Consider the following 20285-nt stretch of genomic DNA (forward strand, 5'->3'; position numbering starts at 1 on the left):
AAATTGGGGTGGCCACGAGTGGAGGAGTTTGGGTGGCCGCCGGGGACACATCGAGGATTTTGGTATTCGTGGGGCTGCCACCGTAGCCATGGGCTTGCTCCCCCGCCGTGAGCTTCCCCTCGAATTTCGTCTTCCAAGGGTCTTTGGATAGGATAGGCGAAATGGAGGCTGGGAATGTTCAAGGTACCGAAGCAGGAGTTCACGGCGGAGTTCAAGGAACTGGCGGTCAAGCGGGTTCGCAGCGGCCAGGGGGTCGCGGTCGTGGCGCGCGACCTGGGTTTGGTCGAGCAGACGCTGCGAAACTGGGTGAAGGCGGCGAAGGCGGGGAAGCTCAATCCGCCGGGAGCCAAGGCGATTACGCCGGAGCAGATGGAGCTCTCGCGGGTGCGGGCCGAGAACGCGCGGCTGCGGATGGAGAATGAAATCCTAAAAAGCGACGGCGTACTTCGCGAAAGATGCACTGTGAAGTACGCCTGATCGACACGCAACGGAAGAACTTTCCGCTGCCGACGATGTGCACCACGCTGACGGTGAGCATCAGCGGGTATCGGGCCTGGAAGGGTGGCGGCAGGCCGGATCGCACACGGCTGACCGATGGGCAACTGCTGGCGCTGCTGCGCAGCGTGCACGCGCAGCACAAGGCGGCCTACGGCTCGCCGCGGATGTATCGGGAGCTGCGGGGGAGCGCGGCTACCAGGTGAGCAAGGCGCGGGTCGAGCGGCTGATGCGGGAGCATGACCTGAGGGCGCGGCACAAGCGCCGGTTCAAGGCGACGACCGATTCCAGGCACGCGCCGCCGGTGGCGGACAACCTGCTGGCCCGGGAGTTTGCGCGCCGGCGTCGCCCAATCGGGTGGGACGGCCGATCTGACGTACATCTGGACCGATGAGGGTTGGCTGTACCTGGCCGTGGTGCTCGATCTGTTCAACCGCGAGGTGGTCGGCTGGTCGATCAAGCCGCGGATGACGGCGGATATCGTGGTCGATGCACTGACGATGGCGTGGTTTCGCCGCAAGCCGGCGCCTGGATTGATGCATCACTCCGATAGGGGCAGCCAATACGCGAGCGGCGTGTTCCAGGACAAGCTGGTCGAGTTCGGCATGACCTGCTCGATGAGCCGCAAGGGGAACTGCTGGGACAACGCGCCGACCGAGAGCTTCTTCAACAGCTTGAAGAACGAGCGCGTGCATGGCACCCGGTACGCGACGCGCGAGGCGGCGATCGCCGATCTGTTCGACTACATCGAGGTGTTCTACAACCGCAGGCGCAAGCACTCGACGCTCGGCTATGTTTCGCCGGCGCGGTTCTGCGTCGCTTCCGTCGCGCCAAACGATTTCGGGCACGCCCAGTGACCGGCGTTGGCACCGCTACCAGCACGCGCTGCATGAGGAGGTCCGCGTCGATCGTGATACTCGCCACTGCGACCTGGGACAGGCAATCGTGACATCACCTTTCCTGGGGCGATCAGCACGCAGTCGAGTGCCGCTCGGCGATCGCCTTTACTGGCGGTGGGCGCGGTTGCGGCGGGTGACGGAGGGTGCCGCCAACACCGAAGCGGGCTCGGAGAAACAAATGGGGGACGTTAGCGCCGGCCTCCTGGTGGCGGTGGCGTCGAATGACCACACAGCTTCGTCGTCCATGCGCCAAAAGCCCGAAGGTCGTCGAGGCCTTCGCTCGCGATCTTCATCACGATCTCCCAGTCGATACGCACGTAATCATGCACGGCGATGTTACGGAAGCCGACCGCGTTCGTCATGGCCTTCGCGACGCTCTCATCAAGCGCTCCAGCCGCGACGAGCATCTTGAACGATTCGCCGGCGGTCTTTGGCGACATGCCGCTTGACGTCGCGATGTGCGTTGCAATGTCTACGCAGATCTGCACCGCACGTTCAATATTCTTCGAGAGAATGTCTTGAACGTCCCGGTCCTTGAGCAAAACGTCCAGCGTCGCCGGGCGCTTTGACTGGATTCTTTCAATCACGTCCTGCAATTGGCCCAGCTTCGAGATGAGCACATCGCGGCTGAAGTTCATGGCACAAACATCCGATGCTTCGCGGAATCGAACGCCTGCCTCGCGAACTCGAGATCGTCTTGAATCACTGTTACGCGACGGTACTGAGCCTCTGCTTTGGCTTCTTCGCTGTCACAGAACAGCTCATGCCCATCGAGTGCTTCGTCGAAGACGGCACCATGAGCGGTACGGAAATCCACAACATCAACCGGGCGCAGAACGATGGCCGAGACGTCCTCGATGAGCTCCCGTTTCTGCTGACTTGTCAAAGGCGCATCGGCCGACACGGCCAAGTCCACGTCACTGTCGAACGACATAGCGCCTCGCGCTGCCGAGCCGAAAAGTCGAGCGTAGAGAATTCCGCGGGCGCGTAGTGCGTTCCGCACTTGCTCGATTTGATCTGGGAGGAGCCTTTCCATGACTTGAATCGCCTCGGGGGCGCTGATAGCCTCAAATATACCCCTGCGACGGGCCATTTGCAGGTCAGTTCAAGGAGCCGACGGTGAAGCGGGTGAAGTCTGGGGAGGCGGTGGGTGCCGTGGCCCGCGATCTGGGGCTGGTGGAGCAGACGCTGCGCAACTGGGTCAAGGCGGCGAACGCGGGCAAGCTGTGCGCGCCGGAGGGGAAGCCGGTGACCGCGGAGCATCGAGCGTAGAGAATTCCGCGGGCGCGTAGTGCGCTCCGCGCTTGCTCAATTTGATCTGGGAGGAGCCTTTCCATGATTGGAATCGCCTCGGCGAGTGCGTGTAGCGCGCACGCGGCCGGTTGCCGCCAGCGCGTGGCTACGTCGTCACCGGCGGAAGCCACGGCCGCCCGCAGCCGGTTGTCGGATCTCTTCGTCGCAGTGCTCAAGGCGACGCGATCCTGGCCCTTGCCGCCGTACGCCGACGCTCGTGCCGCCGGCGGCGCCCCAGTTCGGCCTGGATGATCTCCGTTAACCGTCCCGCCTGGTAGCGAAGCCGCGGGTAGTCCAATGGAAACTTCAGAAACGGAAACACGATGCTCGCCATTGCCGTCGGCGCGAGCCGCTCTGCGTAGACGGTGGAATTGACGATGTCATGCTCGTGGCCGACGAATTCGGCACGGTGCTCCTCGGAAACGCCGGCCTGCTTGAGCATCCCATTGACAGTGTGTCGGAAGGAATGCGAGCGCTTGCGCGGATGGGCGAGGATCCGCTTGAGATAGCGTTTCAGCGACTCGCCGGGAACGTCGCCGAACCCATTGACCCAATCGACGCGCAGGTACGGAAACAGTAGCCCTTCACCTACTGTGGTCCGGACATCCTGTAGATAGTCGGGCAGTCCAAGGTCGACCAATGCCGGATGCAACGGGACGATCCTCCGCGAGGCGTCCGACTTCACCGAGGCTCCCTCTCGCTCGTCCGTTACCTCGAGCACCCAGAGTCCATCCTCTTCGCGGATGTCGGATGTCGACAGTTGTGACGCTTCGCCGACGCGCAACCCCTGATGCAGCAGCAGGAGCGGGACCCAGAACTCGTGCGGTTTGACGAAGGCACCAAAGGTGGCGGGATCGGAGACCCGCGTGAGGTCCTCCGGCGTGAGGGGCAGCCACGAGCGCACCGATTTGCTCACGGCCTTCTTCTTGAACAGATGGCCGCAAGTGGGCACCGGCAATGCGGGTGGATAATGCCCGGCGGCCTGGGCATCGCGAAACAGCTGGCCAAGGGCGGTGAGTGCTTTGTTGATGGTCTTCGGCGCGAGCTGCCGAGCTTCGACCAAGTGCTTCTTGTACGCCGCAAGGTGCGCCGCGGTGATCGGCGCGAGAGTCGTGATACGGCGATCGGCACACCAGGCGGCGAACGCTGTGAAGATGCGCTCGTACTCGCCGGTTGTCTTGCGCGTGCGCACCGGTCGATTGGTGGTGAGCGAATGCGCGATCGACTGCACCATCGTCGCGGCGGCCGGCGCTGCCGGAGCCACGGCAGGATCGGTCGACCCGGCAATCGCGGAACTCGACGGCAAGGCGCGCGCCGCGAGGCCCAGCGGGGTGTCTTGGATTCTGCCGACCACGTCCGGAAGCGGCGCACCGGTTACGAGGTCGGTGTCGGACCGATTCAGATCCGCTCTCGCGCCGACGCGCACAGGATCGCTATGCAGCTGCTCGACCCAGGCGGCCACCGCCCGGCGGAAGTCCGCATGCATCGCGACTGCCGCAGGGTCGCCGCTGCGCGCCGCCACGCGAATTGCCGGCAGCCGCCATAGCCAGCGGGCTCCTATACGCCAATCACGAGGTGGCTCCTATATGCCGATCGCTGACAGGGCGCTCAGATCGCGGCTGATCGCCGCCGCTCTGCGACGACAGGTCGTGCGCAAGGAGATGGCGACCTCGGTGCTGCACACGGCGTGCCTGTCGGGCTTCGCGAACGGATTGACCCAGCGCAGGTAGAAGACGCCGTGCCGGTTGCGTTTCAGGAAGCTCGCCAGGCGCATGATCATGCCCCTCGCGAGCCAGGCGTAGCGACGTGGCAGGCCGGTGCGCCCCACAACGCGCGCACCCACGAAGCATGCTGGGAAACCGTGGGCCGCCGATCGCGAATTGATCGTTCGCGGAGGCCGCGACGTTCACTCCGTGACGACGAGCGTCCGTGGAGAGCGCGAAGACGCGCGCGAGTCGCGACAAGCGTGGCAATGCGCGCGACAGCGAATGCGAAACGGTCCATCGGCAACCCCATTCCACAACGGAATTTGGGTCACCACTTTGGGACACCTTGACTTCGAACCGCTTCCGATTTGTCCTTAACAATCAATACATTGCGAAGGAGCTGGCGGAGAGGGCGGGATTCGAACCCGCGGTAGGGGTTAGCCTACGCACGCTTTCCAGGCGTGTGACTTAAACCGCTCATCCACCTCTCCGTGGGGCCGGATTTTACCCGACGGGCTCCGGGCGCGCCGGGTTGGGCTACCCTTGCGGAACGTGCGGCTCGCAGCGCGCGTCCATACGAGATCGAACGCCGACGAGGGAGCATCGCATGCCCGGAACCGCCCGCAAGCCAGCAACCCGATCGCGCGAGCGCGCACCGGATCGCCCCAGCCGTGACGAAGCCGAGGAAGCGGTCCGCACGCTCATCCGCTGGGCGGGCGACGACCCGAAGCGCGAAGGGCTCCTCGAGACTCCCGGCCGCGTCGTGCGCGCCTACGAGGAGTTCTTCGCCGGCTACCACCACGACCCGAACCAGGTGCTCGCGCGCACCTTCGAGGAGGTCGACGGCTACGACGAGATCATCGTGCTCTCGGACATCCGCTTCGAGAGCCACTGCGAGCACCACATGGTGCCGATCATCGGCAAGGTGCACATCGGCTACCTGCCCGACCGGCGCGTCGTCGGCATCAGCAAGCTCGCGCGGCTGGTCGAGGTCTATGCGAAGCGGCTGCAGATCCAGGAGAAGATGACCGCGCAGATCGCCGACACGCTGCAGCAGGTGCTGAAGCCGCGCGGCGTCGCGGTCGTCGTCGAGGCGGCGCACCAGTGCATGACGACGCGCGGCGTGCACAAGTCGGGCGTCTCGATGGTGACGAGCCGCATGGTCGGCGCCTTCCGCAGCGATGCGCGCACCCGCCGCGAGTTCCTGTCGATCATCGGGCTCGCGGGTCGGGGCGCGGTGGCCAACACCTGACCGTTCGGCCGGGGCGCGACCGCGCTACCGCGCGAGGCCGGCCGCGAACCACAGTCCGGCGAGCGCGACCAGGGCGCCGGCGATGCGCAGGCCGTAGCGCGAGGACAGGCGCAGCATCAGGCCGAGCGCCATGCCTGCGATCGCGAGCGCGGCGGTGGCGATGGTGAGCCCGCCCACGTGTGCGCCGAATGCACCGCTCTGGCCGGCCTCCGTGCCGTGCGCGTAGCCGTGCAGCGCGCCGAACACGAGGCAGATCGCGACCGCACCGGGGAGCGAGAACGCGTTCGCGCGCATGATGAGCGCGCCCATGACGACCAGCGAGGCGACGACGACGATCTCGACGCCTTCCTCGCGCGGCCGGCCGAGGCCGGCCCACGCGCCGGCCGCCATCGCGGCCACGAAGACCACGGAAAGGATCCAGGCCCGCTTCCACGGGAAGGCCATGGCCCAGATGCCGACCGCGACCGCGCCGAGCATGAACACGTTGCCCGAGGTCACGTGCAGGATCCCGTCGCCCAGGCCGGCGATGTCGCCGTGTCCGGCATGCGCGCGGGAGACGAGCGCGGCGGCGGCGAGTGCGGCTGCCGCGGTCAGACTGCGTTGGAGGCACGGGGGACGCATCGGAGCCTCGCGAAGTAGTGGGTCGGGGGAGGTCCTCAGGGCGCGGCCGCCTGCCCGCGGTGCGCCCAGCCGGTCATCCGGCGCTCGAGGATCGCGAAGAGTTCGTACATCGCCATCGCCATCACGCCGATCACGAACAGGCCGGCGAAGACGAGCGGCATGCGCATCGACGAGCCGGCGGACATCATCAGGTACCCGATCCCTTCGTTCGCCGCGACCGTTTCCGACACGACGGTTCCGACGAACGCGAGCGTGATCGCCACCTTGAGCGAGGCGAAGAAGAACGGCAGCGAGCGCGGCAGGCCGACCTTCGTCAGCACGTCGTAGCGCGTCGCGCCGAGCGCGCGCAGCACGTCCTCGAGTTCGGGCTCGAGCGTGGCGAGCCCGGTCGCGACGTTGACGACGATCGGGAAGAAGCAGATCAGGAACGCGGTCAGCACCGCCGGGACCGTGCCGATGCCGAACCAGACGACGAGTATCGGGACGAACGCGGACTTGGGCACGCTGTTGAACGCGACGAGCAGCGGGTAGAGCGCGTTGTAGATGAAGCGCGACGAACCGACGATCACGCCGAGCAGCACGCCGACCGCCACGCCGATCGCGAAGCCCGCCATCGTGGTCCAGAACGTCCGCCACGCGTGCCCCGCGATCGGGCCGGCGTACTCGACGAGCGAGCGCGCCACCTGCAGCGGCGACGGGAAGATGAAGTCCGAGATGTCGAACGCCCAGCAGACGAACTGCCAGACCACGAGGATCAGCGCCGACAGCAGCCACGGGGCGAGCTGCTCCAGTCCGGGGCGCGCAGCCTTCGACATCAGGATACCTTGCGGACCATGCCGATCCGCTCGCGCAGTTCGTGGACCTGCCCGGTGAACGCCTCGCTGTAGGTCACCTCCAGATCTCGCGGACGCGGCAGGTCGACCGCGCGGCGCGCGAGGATGCGGCCCGGGCGCTTGCTCATCACGTAGACGGTGTCGGCGAGGAACACCGCCTCGCGCAGGTCGTGCGTCACCAGGATGACGGTGAAACGGTGCTCGGCCCAGAGGTCGCGCAGCACGCACCACAGTTCCTCGCGGGTGAACGCGTCGAGCGCGCCGAACGGCTCGTCGAGCAAGAGCATCTTCGGCTGGTGCACCAGCGCGCGGCAGATCGACGCGCGCTGCTGCATGCCGCCGGAGAGCTGCCACGGGTAGGTGTCCTCGTAGCCGGCGAGGCCCACGGTCGCGAGCAGCGCCTTCGCGCGCGCCACGTAGGTGGCACGTTCACGCTTGAAGGTCGAGCGGTAGGGCTCGACGATCTCGAGCGGCAGCAGCACGTTGTCGAGCGTGGTGCGCCACGGCAGCAGCGTGGGCGCCTGGAACGCCATCCCGGCGATCTTGAGTGTGCGCGTGAGCCGGACCCCCTCGACGTCGACCTCGCCGCGCGTCGGCGCCTTGAGGCCGGTCGCGAGCTTCATGAACGTGCTCTTGCCGCAGCCCGAGGGGCCGACGATCGCGACGAACTCGCCCGGCGCGATCGAGAGCGTCAGGTCCTCGACCGCGAACGCGTCCTGGCCCTCGTAGGCGAGCCAGACGTTGCGGAAGTCGACGAACGGCGGTTGGGCGACGGCGGTCACGCGGGGATACCCGGGCGCCGCCGCTCTGCGATCGGATCCCGGGATGTTCCGGCTACTTCGGGACGATCATCCGGTCGGCGCGCGGCGGCAGGTAGCTGCCGTTCCACACCTGCTCGGGCTTCACCTGGCTCTTCAACCCGAACGCCTCGGACACCTGGACGACCATGTTCGCGAGGCGCGCCGGTTTCACGTCGCCGACGCCCTCGGCCTTCGTCGTAGGCGTGACGATCGCGCTCGAGATCGCGAGGCGCATCCGGCGCTTCTCGAGCGCCTCGTCGATCAGCGCGTCGCGCTCCTTGACGTAGCGGATCGACGCGTCGGGGTCGGCGAGCACGTCGCGCAGGCCCTTGGTCATCGCGCGCAGGAAGCCGCGCACCGCCTCCGGCTTCTCCTTCAGGAACGGCTCGGACACGATGATCGCGTTGCTGTAGAGGTCGACGCCGTGCTGCGCGTAGAGCATCACGTCGATGTCCTCGTCCTTCGCGCCGCCGCGGTTGAGGTTGAGGAGGCTCGTGAAGTAGAAGCCGGTGATCGCGTCGACGTCGCCGCGCAGGAGCATCGTCTCGCGCAGCGGCGGGTCCATCGCGGTCCACGCGATCTTCGAGGCGTCGAGGTGGTTCGCCTTCACGAAGATCGGGAACGCGCGGCGCCCGGCGTCGAACACCGGGGCGCCCATCTTCTTCCCCTGCAGGCCGGCGGGCGCGCGGATGCCGGTCTTCTTGAGCGAGAACACCGCGGCGGGCGTCGCGTCGTAGACCATCATCACGGCGACCGGCTTGTTCGGCGCGGTCGGGTTGTTGCCGACGAACTCGATCAGCGACGCCAGGTCCGCGAAGCCCATCTGGTAGGCCCCGGACGCGACGCGGTTCACCGCGTTGCCCGAGCCGCTGCCGGCGTCGATCTCGACGTCGAGCTTCTCCTGCGCGAAGTAGCCTTTCGCCTTCGCGAGCAGGAACGGCGCCGCGTTCCCCTCGAAGCGCCAGTCGAGCTGGAACTTCACCTTCGTGTCTTGCGCCACCGCGCCGCCGGCGAGCGTCCAGGCGAACACCGCCAGCACGATCGCGCATGCGCCCCGCAGGGCGCCCTTGACTCCCCGTTTCATGCCCTCTCCCGTCGTCTGGAACCGGCCTCTCGCCGGACCCGCGCATTGTGCACCACGGCGCGCCCGCGCGCGCGTCGGCGGCCCAGCCACCGGCCCGGCGCCGCGACAGCAGCGCCTCAGATGAGCGCGGCCTGCCGCTCGATGTTCGCGTCGACCACCGAGAGCGCCGTCATGTTGACGATGCGGCGGACGGTCGCCGACGGGGTCAGGATGTGGATCGGCTTCGCGACGCCGAGGAGCATCGGCCCGAGCGTGACGCCGCTGCCCGAGCTGACCTTCAGCAGGTTGAACGAGATGTTCGCGGCGTCGATCGTCGGCATGACGAGGAGATTCGCCTCGCCCTTGAGGCGCGAGTTCGGGAACACGCGCGAGCGCACCTCCTCCGAGAGCGCCGCGTCGCCGTGCATCTCGCCCTCGACTTCGAGGTCGGGATCGAGGCTGTTCACGATCGCCAGCGCGCGGCGCATCTTGGTGGCGGACGGCGCCTCGCTCGTGCCGAAGTTCGAATGCGACACCAGCGCGACCTTCGGCGTGATGCCGAACCGGCGCACCTCCTCCGCCGCGAGGATCGTGATCTCGGCGACCTGCTCCGCCGTCGGATCGGCGTTGACGTAGGTGTCGGCGATGAACACCGTCCGGTCGGTCATGATGAGCGCGTTCATCGCGGCGTAGGTCTTCGCGCCGCGGCGCAGTCCGATCACCTGGTCGATGTAGCGGCGGTGCATCTGGTGGGTGCCGAAGGTGCCGCACAGCATCCCGTCCGCGTCGCCCAGGTGGATCATCATCGCGCCGATCAGCGTGTTGCGCCGGCGCAGCTCGATCTTCGCGTACTCCTGCGAGATGCCCTTGCGCTCGGTCAGCCGGTAGTACTCGGTCCAGTACTCGCGGAAGCGATCGTCCTGTTCGGGGTTCACGACGTCGAAGTCGCGGCCCGGCACGAGCCGGAGGCCGAAGCGCTCGATGCGCTGCTGCAGCACCGCCGGGCGGCCGATGAGGATCGGCTTCGCGAGGCCCTCGTCGATGACCACCTGCACCGCACGGAGCACACGCTCGTCCTCGCCTTCCGCGTAGACGATGCGCTTCGGCGCCTGCTTCGCCGCCGAGAAGATCGGCTTCATCAGCAGGCTCGAGTGGTAGACGAACTGCGTGAGCCGCACGCCGTAGGCGTCGAAGTCCTCGATCGGGCGCGTCGCGACGCCGGACTCCATCGCGGCCCGCGCGACCGCGGGCGCGATGCGCTCGATGAGCCTCGGATCGAAGGGCTTCGGGATCAGGTACTCGGGGCCGAAGCGGATGTTCTCGAGGTTGTACGCGTGCGCGACCACCTCGGACTGCTCGGCCATCGCGAGGTCCGCGATCGCGCGCACCGCCGCGAGCTTCATCGGCTCGTTGATCGTCGTGGCGCCGACGTCGAGCGCGCCGCGGAAGATGAACGGGAAGCACAGGACGTTGTTGACCTGGTTGGGGAAGTCCGAGCGGCCGGTCGCGATGACCGCGTCCGGGCGCGCCGCCTTCGCGATGTCCGGCATGATCTCGGGCTCGGGATTGGCGAGCGCGAGGATCAGCGGATCCCGGGCGAGCATCGGCAGCCACTCGGGCTTCAGCACCCGGGCGGCCGACAGGCCCAGGAACACGTCGGTTCCCGGCAGGATCTCCTTCAGCGTACGCGCCGGCGTCGCCTGCGCGTAGATCGCCTTGTGGTCGTCCATCTCCTCCTGGCGGCCCTGGTAGACGACACCCTTGATGTCCGACACCCAGATGTTCTCGCGGCGAATGCCGAGCGACACCAGCAGGTCGAGGCACGCGAGCGCCGCGGCGCCGGCGCCCGAACACACGAGCTTCACGTCCTTCATGTCCTTGCCGACGACGCGCAGCCCGTTGACGATCGCCGCGCCGACGATGATCGCCGTGCCGTGCTGGTCGTCGTGGAATACCGGGATCTTCATGCGCTCGCGGCAGGCGCGCTCGATGTAGAAGCACTCGGGCGCCTTGATGTCCTCGAGGTTGATCCCGCCGAACGTCGGTTCGAGCGCGCAGATCATGTCGACGAGCTTGTCGGGATCGCGCTCGTCGAGTTCGATGTCGAAGCAGTCGATCCCCGCGAACTTCTTGAACAGGACCGCCTTGCCCTCCATCACCGGCTTCCCGGCGAGCGCGCCGATCGCGCCCAGCCCCAGCACCGCGGTCCCGTTGGTCACGACGCCGACCAAGTTCGCGCGCGAGGTGAGGCTTCGCGCCTGCGCGGGATCGCGCACGATCTCCTCGCAGGCGGCGGCGACGCCGGGCGAGTACGCGAGCGCGAGGTCCCGCTGGTTCGAGAGCTGCTTGGTCGGGGCGATCGCGATCTTGCCGGGCGGCGAGAGACGGTGGTACTCGAGCGAGGCTTCGCGGAGCGAGCGTTGATCGGACATGGAGGTTCGCCGGGTCGGGCGCGGGCGGGAGGGCGAGGCCAGTGTATCGGGGCGGGCGCCCTTTGGAAACCGGCGCCGCAGCATCGGCCCCCTATAATGCCGGGTTCCACCGTCGCCGGCCCTCACACCTGGTCGGCCCGATCCATGTCGACCGGCACGCTCTTCTGGGCCCTCGCGCTCGTTCTCGTCCTCGCCACGCTCGCGGTCCTCGTCGTGCCGCTCCTGCGTTCCGGGCGCTCGCGCGAGCATCCGGCAGATGCCGAAGCGTCGGCGGCGGTCTACCGCGACCGGAAACACGAACTCGACGCGGACGTCGCCTCCGGCGCGATCGGCGCGGACGAGCGCGACGCGACCAGCGCGGAACTGGTGGCGCGGCTGGGCGCGGAACTCGCCAGCGCGCCGCCCGCGCCCGCCGTGCCGCCAGGACGCGCGTCGTGGATCGTCGCGATCGCGCTGGTGGCGATCGTGCCCGCGACGGCGCTCGTCGCCTACCTCGTGCTCGGCCGGCCCGATGCGCTCGACGCGAACGCCGCGCGGTCGCGATTCACCGATGCCGAGATCGTCGCGATGGTCGACCGCCTCGCGCAGCGCATGAAGGAGCACCCCGACGATCCGCAGGGCTGGTTGCTGCTCGGCCGCTCGATGGACGCGCTGCAGCGCTACCAGGAGGCGGCGCAAGCCTACGAACAGGCGGCCCTGCGGCTCCCCAACGATGCCGGCGTGCTCGCGGATTGGGCCGACGCTCTGGGCATGGCGCAAGGTCGCACGCTCGCCGGGCGGCCGACCGAACTCGTCGCGCAGGCCCTCGCGGCGGACCCGCGCCATCCGAAGTCCCTCGCGCTGGCGGCTTCGGCCGCGATGGAGCGCGGTGACGACCAGGCCGCGATCGGTTACTGGCGGCGCCTGCTGGCGGTCGTGCCTCCGGAGAGCGAGGACGCGAAGAGCATTCGCGAGACGATCGCAACGCTCGGAGGCGGCGCGCCGCGCGCGGCAGCGGAGCCTGCCGCGCCCGCTGCCGCGGCGCGCGTCGCCGGCCGTGTCGTCGTCGCGCCGAAACTCGCAGCGCAAGTGACCCCCGACGCGACGCTGTTCGTGTACGCGCGCGCGGCGCAGGGTTCGCGGATGCCGCTCGCGATCGTGCGGCGCGCCGCGCGCGACCTGCCGTTCGAGTTCGCGCTCGACGATTCGATGGCGATGTCGCGCGACGCCACGCTGTCGAGCGCATCCGAGGTGGTGGTCGAGGCGCGCGTTTCCGCATCGGGCAGCGCGACGCCGGCCAGCGGCGATCTCGCCGGCACGAGCGCTCCGGTGCGGCCGGGCACAGCGGGTATCGTCGTCACGATCGATCGCGTGCTGCCGTAGGGAGGATCCGCGTGGCGTCGCTGGCGGCACGTTGCGCGTCGGTGCGCGGTCGTCATGCGTCCGGCTTCAACCGGACGCCTTCCGCTCCGATGCGATGAACCCCGTCAGGCTAAAGCCTGACCCACGAGGAGTTCGCAACGGCGCTCGATGCGCCACCGACCTGCGAGAAGTTCGCAACGGCGCTCGTTGCGCCACCGACCTGCGAGGAGTTCGCATCGGCGCTCGATGCGCCGCCACCGGAGACGCCGCCGCCTCTGTCCTCTGTCCTCTGACTCCTGTCTCCTGATATGATCCCCGCGCCCCATGGCGCCCCTCACCCGACGCGTCGTCAGGACCGCCGCATTCGCGGCGATCACGCTAGCGGCAAGCTGGTCGACGGCGCACGCGCAGGCGCGGCCCGCCGACACGATCCGCGCGCTGGTCGAGGCGGGCCGCTCGTTCGAAGCCTGGCCGCTGTGCGAGGCGGCTGACCGGGTCGCCGAACCGCAGCTCGACCTGTGGTGCGGCATCGCCGCGGTCGACCTGGGACGCGCGCCCGAAGGCGTCGTGGCGCTGGAGCGCTACGTGCTGCGCCATCCGGCCGACGCGCGCGGGCGCCTCGAACTCGCCCGTGCGTACTTCGATGCCGGCGACGACATCGGTGCGCGCCGCGCGTTCGACGCCGTCCTCGCGACCGATCCGCCGCCCGCGGTGCGCACGAGCATCGGTCGCTACCTCGAAGCGATCGACGCGCGCGAGGCGCAGATCCGCCCCGGCGTGCGCGGCTGGATCGAACTGGGCGGCGGCTACGACAGCAACGTGAACGCGGGCGTGCAGCAAGCGAGCATCGCGCTGCCGGTGCTGGGCTCGGTCACCGTGGCGGACTTCGGCGTCGAGCAGGAGGCGGGATTCGGCTGGCTCGCCGGCAAGGTCGACGTCCACTACCCGGTCGCGCCCGGTGTCACGCTCTACGGCGGACTCGCCGGCAGCGGCCAGTTCAACGCGGGGGCGAGCGAGTTCGACATCGCGCAGGGCGCCGCGCTGCTCGGCGCGAGCTGGCAGCGCGGCGCGCACACGATCTACGGCACCTACGCGCACGGCGAACTGCTGGTCGGCGGCGACCGCTACCGCTATTCCGACGGGCTCGCGGTGGAATGGCGCTACCTCGCGAACGAACTCGTGACCGGGAGCATCACGCCGCAGTACGCGCGCATCGCGTTTCCCGGCGTCAACGAGGCGCGCGGCAGCGACTTCTACGCGCTGTCGCTCGCGGCGCGACGTGTCTGGCGCTCGCTCTGGCAGCCCGTGCTCAACCTGTCGGCGGTGGGCGCGCGCGAGGACAACCGCTACGACCTCGACTACCTGTCGCGCGACGTCTACGGCGCGACCGCCGACCTCACGCTCTCGCCCCGACCCGCGTGGGCGTTGAACGGGGCGTTCACGTTCCAGCGCAGCGACTACCGCGCTCCGATGCCGCTGTTGGGTCTCGACCGGGTCGACGACTACTACGGCGCCTCGCTCGCCGCGCTCTACTTCTTCACCAGGTCGCTCACCGGCCGCATCGAGGCGCAGTTCACGCGCAACGATTCCAACATCGCGCTCTACCAGTACGACCGTCTGGTCGTGGGCGCGAAATTGCGTTACGACTTCCCCTGAGGGTGACCGCATGACCCGCGTGCGCACGTCCGCCCCGCCGCTTCCCGCGGTCCTCGCCCGCGCGCTCCTCGTTCTCGCCGCAGTACTGGGTCCCGCGCTCGCCTCGGCGCAACCGGCCGAACTCGTGTTCACGACCGGCGAGGTCGCGATCGCCCGCGGCGCGGGTCGCGTCGCGGCCACCGCTGGCGCGCGCCTCGGCGCCGGCGACACGATCGTGACCGGCGAGCACGCCCGCGCGCAGCTGCGCTTCGCCGGCGGAGCCGTGATCGCCATCGCGCCCTCGTCCGAACTGCGCATCGCCGCGCTCGGCGAGGAACCGACGCTCCATCTCGCGCGAGGCGCGATCCGGGCCGCGACGCCGCCGAGCGAATGGCCCCCGAGCGAATGGCCGCTGACCGGCCCGGTGCCGCGCGAAGTGATGCAGGTGACGACGCCGCAGGCGGCGATCGACGTGCGCAGCCTGCACCTCCAGATCGGCGTCTGCGCGCCGGGGGCCTGTCGCGACCCGGGCGCCGATGCTCCCGCCGCGCCGGGCCTGTATGTCTCGGTGTACGACGGATCGGCCATCGCGACCGCGCCGGCGTTCACCGCCACCTTCCGCCAGCGCGAGTTCTACGTCGTGCCGGACGGCGGCGCGCCGCAGAGGCTCATGGGTCCACCGGCGTTCCTGTCGCGCGCGATCGTCGATGCGCCGGTGAATGTCGCGGACGCCGCCGGGTTCCGCCGCGTGCCCGAGTTCGCACAGGGTCCGTACTCGTCGCTCCTCGCCACCGTGCGCTACCCCTACCAGTCGACGCAGGACCTCGCGCTCGGCGAGCCGGTCGCGCCGCCGATCGTGGGGGTCGTCGGCTCCGACGAAGCCACGCTCGAGATCCTGACCGACGTCGCCTCCGAACGCCTGAGGTTCGACCCGCTCGGCCGGCTCGTGGGCATCGACACCGAAACCCTCATCGCGTCGCTCGGCACCGCGAGCCTCGTCGACGCCGGCAGCAGCGTGTCGGGCGGCGCCAACCTCAACTGGGGCCGGTGGATGGGGCCGGGCTCGTCGATCGCGCAGCAGCTCCCCAACGGCGTGATCGTGAACAACGACGGCGGGAATCTGCACTACGTCTACGGCATCGCCTCGACCGAGCTTCCGACTTCCGGCATCGTCGAGTTCGCGCTCATCGGCGGCACGCGGCCCACCGATTCGGCCACCGGCGCGGTCGGCACGCTCGTCTCGGGCGGGCGCATCGGCGTCGACTTCGGCACCGCCCGGGTCAGCGTCAACGGACTGCAGGTCGGGTTCACCGACGCGACCTACACGCTGGGCGGCACCGCGAGCCTCGTGGGACCGCTCTTCTCCACCACCGGCATCGGCGCGGCCGGGAGTTGCAGCGGCAGCGCGTGCCAGTCGCTGATCGCGACGAACTTCGCCGGATTCCTCGCGGGTCCGGGGGCGCAGGGGCTCGGTCTCGACTACTTCTTCAACACGCGCTCGGGCGTCATCGAAGGCGCGGCGGGCTATCGCCGCTGCGCGGCGCCGGGCAACTGCTGATCGGCACGCCGCGCGGAGCGACGGCGCAGGCGCAGCGCTCCCGCGAACGCGACCGCGCAGGCGACGAACACCAGCATCAGCGGTCCGGGACCGGGCACGGGTACGGCGCCGTCCATCGCCTTGTCCGCGTCGAGCACGACGCCCTTGATCACGTAGAGTTCCAACGGGCCGGCCATCGCGACGGGCGCATCCGCGCCGCCACGGTGGCGCGCACACACGCGGAACGTCCCGGCACCGAGGTCGGTGAACACGAAGTGCGCGACACCGCCGCTCGCGAGCGGCAGCGTGCGCGCGATCGACGTGACCGGCGCGTCGCCGCTCTCGAACGGGTCGGGACAACGGGTCCCCCTGGCGGCGACCCACAGGTCCACGACACCGGTCGGCGTCCCCGAGAGCGACGCCACGGTCGCCGTCATCACGACCGACTGCCCGATCACCGCGGGGTTGGGAGCGAGATCGAGGGCGAGGACGCCCCCCGATCCGGTGCCGTCGCCGACGACGAGCTCATAGTCCTGCGTCGCGGACTGGAACAGCCTGTCGCGCACGCGAAGCGTGAATCGGAAGGTGCCCGGCGCGGTCGGAACGCCGCCGATCTTGCCCGAACGTCCGAGCACGAGCCCCGGCGGCAGCGAACCCCCTGCGAGTTCGAACGCGTACGGCGCCAGGCCGCCTGCGGCTTCCACGACGACCGCGGCCGGCACCAGGACGGGCAACGGCGGCGACAACGGCGCGACCGACGTGAACTGCAGCGGAGGATTGATGACCACGACGACGACCCGTTGCGCGGTACCAAACGCCACGTGGTTGACGGCGCGAAGCGTCATCAGGAACTCGCCCGCCTGCGTCGGCTTGCCTGAGAGGGTGCGGGTCGCATCGTCGTAGGCGAGCCCCGGCGGCAGCCCGCTCGCCTCGACGGCGACCGGCGCGGAGCCGGTCACCGTGACGACGTGTCGATAGACGAGGCCGAGGTATCCGCGCGCCGGCGGCGGGGGCGAGGTGATCGTGGGCGGAATGCCGCCGATCACGCGGACGCTCGCGGTGAGACCTTCGACCGTCCCGCCGTCGATCGAACTCACGGCACCCAGCGTGAGCGCGACGTCGCCGTCGTCGTCCTGCTCGACGGTGATCGGGAAGGTCACGACGCAGGATGCGGACGCGCCGAGCGAACCGTTGCGGAACCGGAATCCGGTCGCGGTCTCGGTCACGACACCGCCGCATGGGTTCAACGAGGGCGTGCCCCAGCGATGCATCACCGGCGGGAACACGACATCGAACGCGATGCCGCCGATCGTCGCGTCGTCGGCCGTGTTGCCGAGCGCGACCTCGATCTGCGCGGGTCCGCCCGACCGGATCGTCGCTGGCGCGATGGCGAGTTCCGCCGTGAGAGAGCCCTGCGCGGACGCGGACGCCGCCGCGACCGCGCCGATCGCGGCCACGCCACACAGCCAGGTGCGAACGCGGCGGCGTCGGATTCGGAGGTCGGTCGCCATGCGAAACTCGTCGTGGTCGAACGGGCGCAACGCCCGGCAGGCAGCCGCATCATAGCCTCGGCACGGACGGACGTCTGCCATGGGAGCCCGCGCGGCGCCGCTATAATCCGCGTTCCTGGACGCTTCCCGGTCCGCCCCCGCCGCACGCCGGCGATCGCCCGCCCCACCGATGCTCGAAGCGCACGACCTCGCCGCGCGGCGCGGCAACGCGCCCCTGTTCGCCGGCCTGGGCTTCCGCGTGGGCGAGGGCGAAGCGCTCGTCGTCACCGGCGCCAACGGGCGCGGCAAGACCACGCTGCTGCGCGTCCTCGCCGGACTCACGTTGCCCGAATCAGGCGAGGTCCGGCTCGACGGCGCGCGCGTGGTGCCGGGTTCGCCCGCGCTTCGCGCCGCCGTGACCTGGAGTGGCCACGCCGCGGCGCTGAAGGACGAACTCTCGGCGCGCGAGAACCTGGTTTCGCTCGCGGCGCTGTCGGGGATGCCGGTCGACGAGACGGCGGTTGACAGCGCCCTCGAACGCGTGTCCCTTCGCTCCCGCCAGGGATTGCCGGCACGCTCGCTCTCGCAGGGCCAGCGGCGCCGCATCGGGCTCGCGCGTCTCGCGCTCTCGCGGCGGCGCGTGTGGATCCTGGACGAGCCCGCCACAGCGCTCGACGCCGACGGCGTCGCGACGCTCGAGGTGCTCGTCACCGGCCATCTCGAGGCAGGCGGCCTCGCCGTCCTGTCCACCCACGCGCCGCTCGCGCTGCCGCCCGCGCGCATGCGGCCGCTCGCGCTCCAGGGATGAGCGTCACCGTCCCGGCGGAAGGAGACGAGCGCGACGGCGTACTCGCGGCCTTCGCGTGGGCGCTCGCGCGCGATCTCCGCATCGCGCTGCGCACGCGCTCGGAACTCGCCGTGCTGGTCGCGTTCTACGTCGTGGTGGCCACCCTGTTCCCGCTCGCGACCTCGCCGGATCGCACCGTCCTCGCGACGCTCGGTCCGGGCGTCCTGTGGGTGGCGGCGCTCCTCGCGTCCCTCATCTCGCTCCCGCGGCTGTTCGCTCAGGACCAGGCGGACGGCACGCTCGAGCAGATGGCGCTGTCGCCCTGGCCGCTCGCCGCCATCGTCTCCGGTAAAATAGCCGCGCACTGGCTGACGACGGGATTGCCGGTCGTCGTGCTCGCGCCGCTGGCCGCCCTGCCCTACGGGCTCGACCGCGGCGCGGTCGGCGTGCTCGGCGCGAGCCTCGCGCTCGGGACGCCGATCCTCTCGCTCATCGGCGCGATCGGCGCTGCGCTGACGCTGGGGGCGCGCGGCGCCGGCGGACTCCTCGCCCTGCTCGTGCTGCCGCTGTATGTGCCGGTGCTGATCTTCGGTGCCGGCGCGGTCGATGCGTACCGTGCCGGCCTCGCGGTCGACGCGAATCTCTCGCTCCTCGGCGCCGGGCTGATCGCCGCCGCGCTCGGAGCGCCGTTCGCGGCCGCGGCGGCGGTACGCATCGCGCTCGACTGAGATTTCATGGCCAACCGCTGGTACTTCTACGCTTCGCCGGCGACCTTCTACCCGATCGCGCGCCGGCTCGCGCCCGTTTTCGCGATCGCGGCGATGGCGCTCGCGGTCGCGGGTCTCTACGTCGGTTTCGTGGTCGCGCCGACCGACGCGACGCAGGGCGAGGCCTACCGGATCATCTACGTGCACGTCCCCACCGCGTGGATGGCGATGTTCGTCTACCTCGTGATGGCGTTCTGGAGCGCGCTCGCGCTCGGCTTCAACACGCGGCTCTCGTCGATGATGGCGCAGGCGCTCGCGCCGTCGGGGGCGATCATGGCGGCGCTCGCGCTGTGGACCGGCGCGTTCTGGGGCCGGCCGACCTGGGGCACCTACTGGGCCTGGGACGCGCGCATGACCTCGACCCTGATCCTCCTGTTCCTGTACTTCGGCGTGATCGCATTGCGCGGCGCGATCGACGACCCGCGACGCGCCGACCGCGCATGCGCAGTGCTCACGCTGGTCGGCGCGGTGAACGTCCCGATCATCTATTTCTCGGTACGCTGGTGGAACACGCTGCACCAGGGCGCGAGCGTGAGCCTCACCGCGGCGCCGACGATGGCGAAGACGATGCTCGCCGGGATGCTGCTGATGACCCTCGCCGCGTGGGCGTGGTGCATCGCCGCGGCGCTGTGGCGGGTCGCGGCCATCGTGCTCGAACGCGAGCGTGGCGCCGCGTGGATCGGCCCGCACGCGGCACTGGAGGGCCGGGCATGAGCGATTTCTCGTCGATGGGCGGCTACGGCTGGTACGTCGCGATGGCCTACGGCGCGTGCGCGCTCGCGATCGTCGTCGAGGCGGTCGCGCTTCGCGCCCGGCGGCGGCGCGCGCTCGCGGAGGCGTTCCCGGAGGGCGGGACGGCAGGGGAGCTGCGATGAAGGCGCGCCATCGTCGCCTGGCATGGATCGCGGCCGGGCTCGCGGCGATCGCGGTCGCGGTCGCGCTGGTGCTGAACGCGTTCCAGTCGAACCTCGTGTTCTTCTATTCGCCGTCGCAGGTGCTCGCGAACGAGGCGCCGGTCGGCCGGCCGTTCCGCATCGGCGGCATGGTCGAGTCGGGCAGCCTGCAGCGCGAGAAGGATTCGCTGACCGTGCGCTTCGTCGTGACCGATACCGCGCAGAAGATGACCGTCGTCTACACCGGCCTCCTGCCCGACCTCTTCAAGGAAGGCAAGGGCGTCGTCGCGCAAGGGGCGATCGGATCCGACGGCGTGTTCCGCGCGACCGAGGTGCTCGCGAAGCACGATGAGAACTACATGCCGCCGGAGGCCGCCGCCGCGATCGAGCAGGCGCACAAGGGCGGCAGCATGTCATCGTCCGGCCGCTGACGGTGGGAGC

20 protein-coding genes, 1 tRNA gene and 1 pseudogene are annotated in these 20285 nt (G+C 69.6%); 11 read left to right on the forward strand and 11 right to left on the reverse strand.

What is annotated here, in order from left to right:
* Positions 1–174 precede the first annotated feature (174 nt).
* Positions 175–1352: pseudogene (locus HS109_14975) on the forward strand (IS3 family transposase).
* 230 nt (positions 1353–1582) lie between these two features.
* Here HS109_14975 and HS109_14980 read toward each other — a convergent pair.
* Positions 1583–2032: a DUF86 domain-containing protein gene (locus HS109_14980; GenBank protein ID MBE7523671.1), complete on the reverse strand. Its 450-nt coding sequence runs from the start codon at positions 2030–2032 to the stop codon at positions 1583–1585.
* Positions 2029–2430, reverse strand: a complete 402-nt coding sequence (locus HS109_14985; GenBank protein ID MBE7523672.1) for a nucleotidyltransferase domain-containing protein — start codon at positions 2428–2430, stop codon at positions 2029–2031. Before HS109_14985 ends, HS109_14980 begins: the two co-directional genes overlap by 4 nt.
* A 92-nt stretch (positions 2431–2522) precedes the next feature.
* On the opposite strand from HS109_14985, the gene HS109_14990 reads away from it, so the two are divergent.
* Positions 2523–2666 carry a transposase gene (locus HS109_14990; GenBank protein MBE7523673.1) on the forward strand — a complete coding sequence of 48 codons (144 nt, stop codon included), beginning with the start codon at positions 2523–2525 and terminating at the stop codon, positions 2664–2666.
* Between the two features lie 193 nt (positions 2667–2859).
* On the opposite strand, the gene HS109_14995 is transcribed toward HS109_14990, so the two are convergent.
* The 3 genes from HS109_14995 to HS109_15005 all read right to left on the reverse strand — a co-directional run bounded on the left by HS109_14995 (position 2860) and on the right by HS109_15005 (position 4884).
* Positions 2860–4209: a tyrosine-type recombinase/integrase gene (locus HS109_14995; protein MBE7523674.1), complete on the reverse strand. Its 1350-nt coding sequence runs from the start codon at positions 4207–4209 to the stop codon at positions 2860–2862.
* A gap of 60 nt (positions 4210–4269) precedes the next feature.
* Positions 4270–4467, reverse strand: a complete 198-nt coding sequence (locus HS109_15000) for a hypothetical protein (GenBank protein MBE7523675.1) — start codon at positions 4465–4467, stop codon at positions 4270–4272.
* A gap of 327 nt (positions 4468–4794) precedes the next feature.
* Positions 4795–4884: transfer RNA gene (locus tag HS109_15005), tRNA-Ser, on the reverse strand.
* A 116-nt stretch (positions 4885–5000) separates the two neighbouring features.
* On the opposite strand from HS109_15005, the gene folE reads away from it, so the two are divergent.
* Positions 5001–5645, forward strand: coding sequence for a GTP cyclohydrolase I FolE (gene folE / locus HS109_15010; GenBank protein MBE7523676.1), 645 nt, complete (start codon positions 5001–5003; stop codon positions 5643–5645).
* Between the two features lie 24 nt (positions 5646–5669).
* Here folE and HS109_15015 read toward each other — a convergent pair whose 3' ends face one another.
* From HS109_15015 to HS109_15035, 5 genes are all read right to left on the reverse strand, one after another.
* Positions 5670–6266, reverse strand: coding sequence for a HupE/UreJ family protein (locus HS109_15015; protein ID MBE7523677.1), 597 nt, complete (start codon positions 6264–6266; stop codon positions 5670–5672).
* A gap of 35 nt (positions 6267–6301) precedes the next feature.
* Positions 6302–7081 (reverse strand): ABC transporter permease, encoded by a 780-nt coding sequence (locus HS109_15020; protein MBE7523678.1) that lies wholly within the window; start codon positions 7079–7081, stop codon positions 6302–6304.
* Positions 7081–7926 (reverse strand): ABC transporter ATP-binding protein, encoded by an 846-nt coding sequence (locus HS109_15025; GenBank protein MBE7523679.1) that lies wholly within the window; start codon positions 7924–7926, stop codon positions 7081–7083. Before HS109_15025 ends, HS109_15020 begins: the two co-directional genes overlap by 1 nt.
* A 7-nt stretch (positions 7927–7933) precedes the next feature.
* Positions 7934–8983, reverse strand: coding sequence for an ABC transporter substrate-binding protein (locus tag HS109_15030; GenBank protein MBE7523680.1), 1050 nt, complete (start codon positions 8981–8983; stop codon positions 7934–7936).
* A 116-nt stretch (positions 8984–9099) separates the two neighbouring features.
* Complete coding sequence (locus HS109_15035; GenBank protein MBE7523681.1) at positions 9100–11394, reverse strand: NADP-dependent malic enzyme; 2295 nt, start codon at positions 11392–11394, stop codon at positions 9100–9102.
* A gap of 144 nt (positions 11395–11538) precedes the next feature.
* Here HS109_15035 and ccmI point away from each other — a divergent pair, with 144 nt between their 5' ends.
* From ccmI to HS109_15050, 3 genes are all read left to right on the forward strand, one after another.
* A complete protein-coding gene (ccmI, locus tag HS109_15040) occupies positions 11539–12756 on the forward strand; it encodes a c-type cytochrome biogenesis protein CcmI (GenBank protein MBE7523682.1) in 1218 nt (405 codons plus the stop codon).
* A 303-nt stretch (positions 12757–13059) separates the two neighbouring features.
* A complete protein-coding gene (locus HS109_15045; GenBank protein ID MBE7523683.1) occupies positions 13060–14391 on the forward strand; it encodes a hypothetical protein in 1332 nt (443 codons plus the stop codon).
* 10 nt (positions 14392–14401) lie between these two features.
* The gene (locus tag HS109_15050; protein MBE7523684.1) at positions 14402–15928 is read left to right on the forward strand and encodes a FecR domain-containing protein; all 1527 of its coding nucleotides are present in this window, start codon (positions 14402–14404) and stop codon (positions 15926–15928) included.
* Here the strand turns inward: HS109_15050 and HS109_15055 are convergent.
* Positions 15895–17418: an Ig-like domain repeat protein gene (locus tag HS109_15055; GenBank protein ID MBE7523685.1), complete on the reverse strand. Its 1524-nt coding sequence runs from the start codon at positions 17416–17418 to the stop codon at positions 15895–15897. The genes HS109_15050 and HS109_15055 overlap by 34 nt on opposite strands.
* A 169-nt stretch (positions 17419–17587) precedes the next feature.
* On the opposite strand from HS109_15055, the gene ccmA reads away from it, so the two are divergent.
* From ccmA to ccmE, 5 genes are read left to right on the forward strand one after another with little or no spacing between them, the layout of a single operon-like run.
* Positions 17588–18205 (forward strand): cytochrome c biogenesis heme-transporting ATPase CcmA, encoded by a 618-nt coding sequence (gene ccmA, locus HS109_15060; GenBank protein MBE7523686.1) that lies wholly within the window; start codon positions 17588–17590, stop codon positions 18203–18205.
* Positions 18202–18912, forward strand: a complete 711-nt coding sequence (gene ccmB, locus HS109_15065; protein MBE7523687.1) for a heme exporter protein CcmB — start codon at positions 18202–18204, stop codon at positions 18910–18912. Before ccmA ends, ccmB begins: the two co-directional genes overlap by 4 nt.
* A gap of 6 nt (positions 18913–18918) precedes the next feature.
* Entirely contained in the window at positions 18919–19665 is a 747-nt protein-coding gene (gene ccsA, locus HS109_15070) for a cytochrome c biogenesis protein CcsA (protein ID MBE7523688.1), read from the forward strand.
* Entirely contained in the window at positions 19662–19826 is a 165-nt protein-coding gene (ccmD, locus tag HS109_15075; GenBank protein MBE7523689.1) for a heme exporter protein CcmD, read from the forward strand. Before ccsA ends, ccmD begins: the two co-directional genes overlap by 4 nt.
* Entirely contained in the window at positions 19823–20275 is a 453-nt protein-coding gene (gene ccmE / locus HS109_15080) for a cytochrome c maturation protein CcmE (GenBank protein MBE7523690.1), read from the forward strand. The genes ccmD and ccmE overlap by 4 nt, the downstream gene beginning before the upstream one ends.
* Positions 20276–20285 lie beyond the last annotated feature (10 nt).

The sequence above is a fragment of the Burkholderiales bacterium genome (genome assembly GCA_015075645.1).
Lineage (GTDB): Bacteria > Pseudomonadota > Gammaproteobacteria > Burkholderiales > Casimicrobiaceae > VBCG01.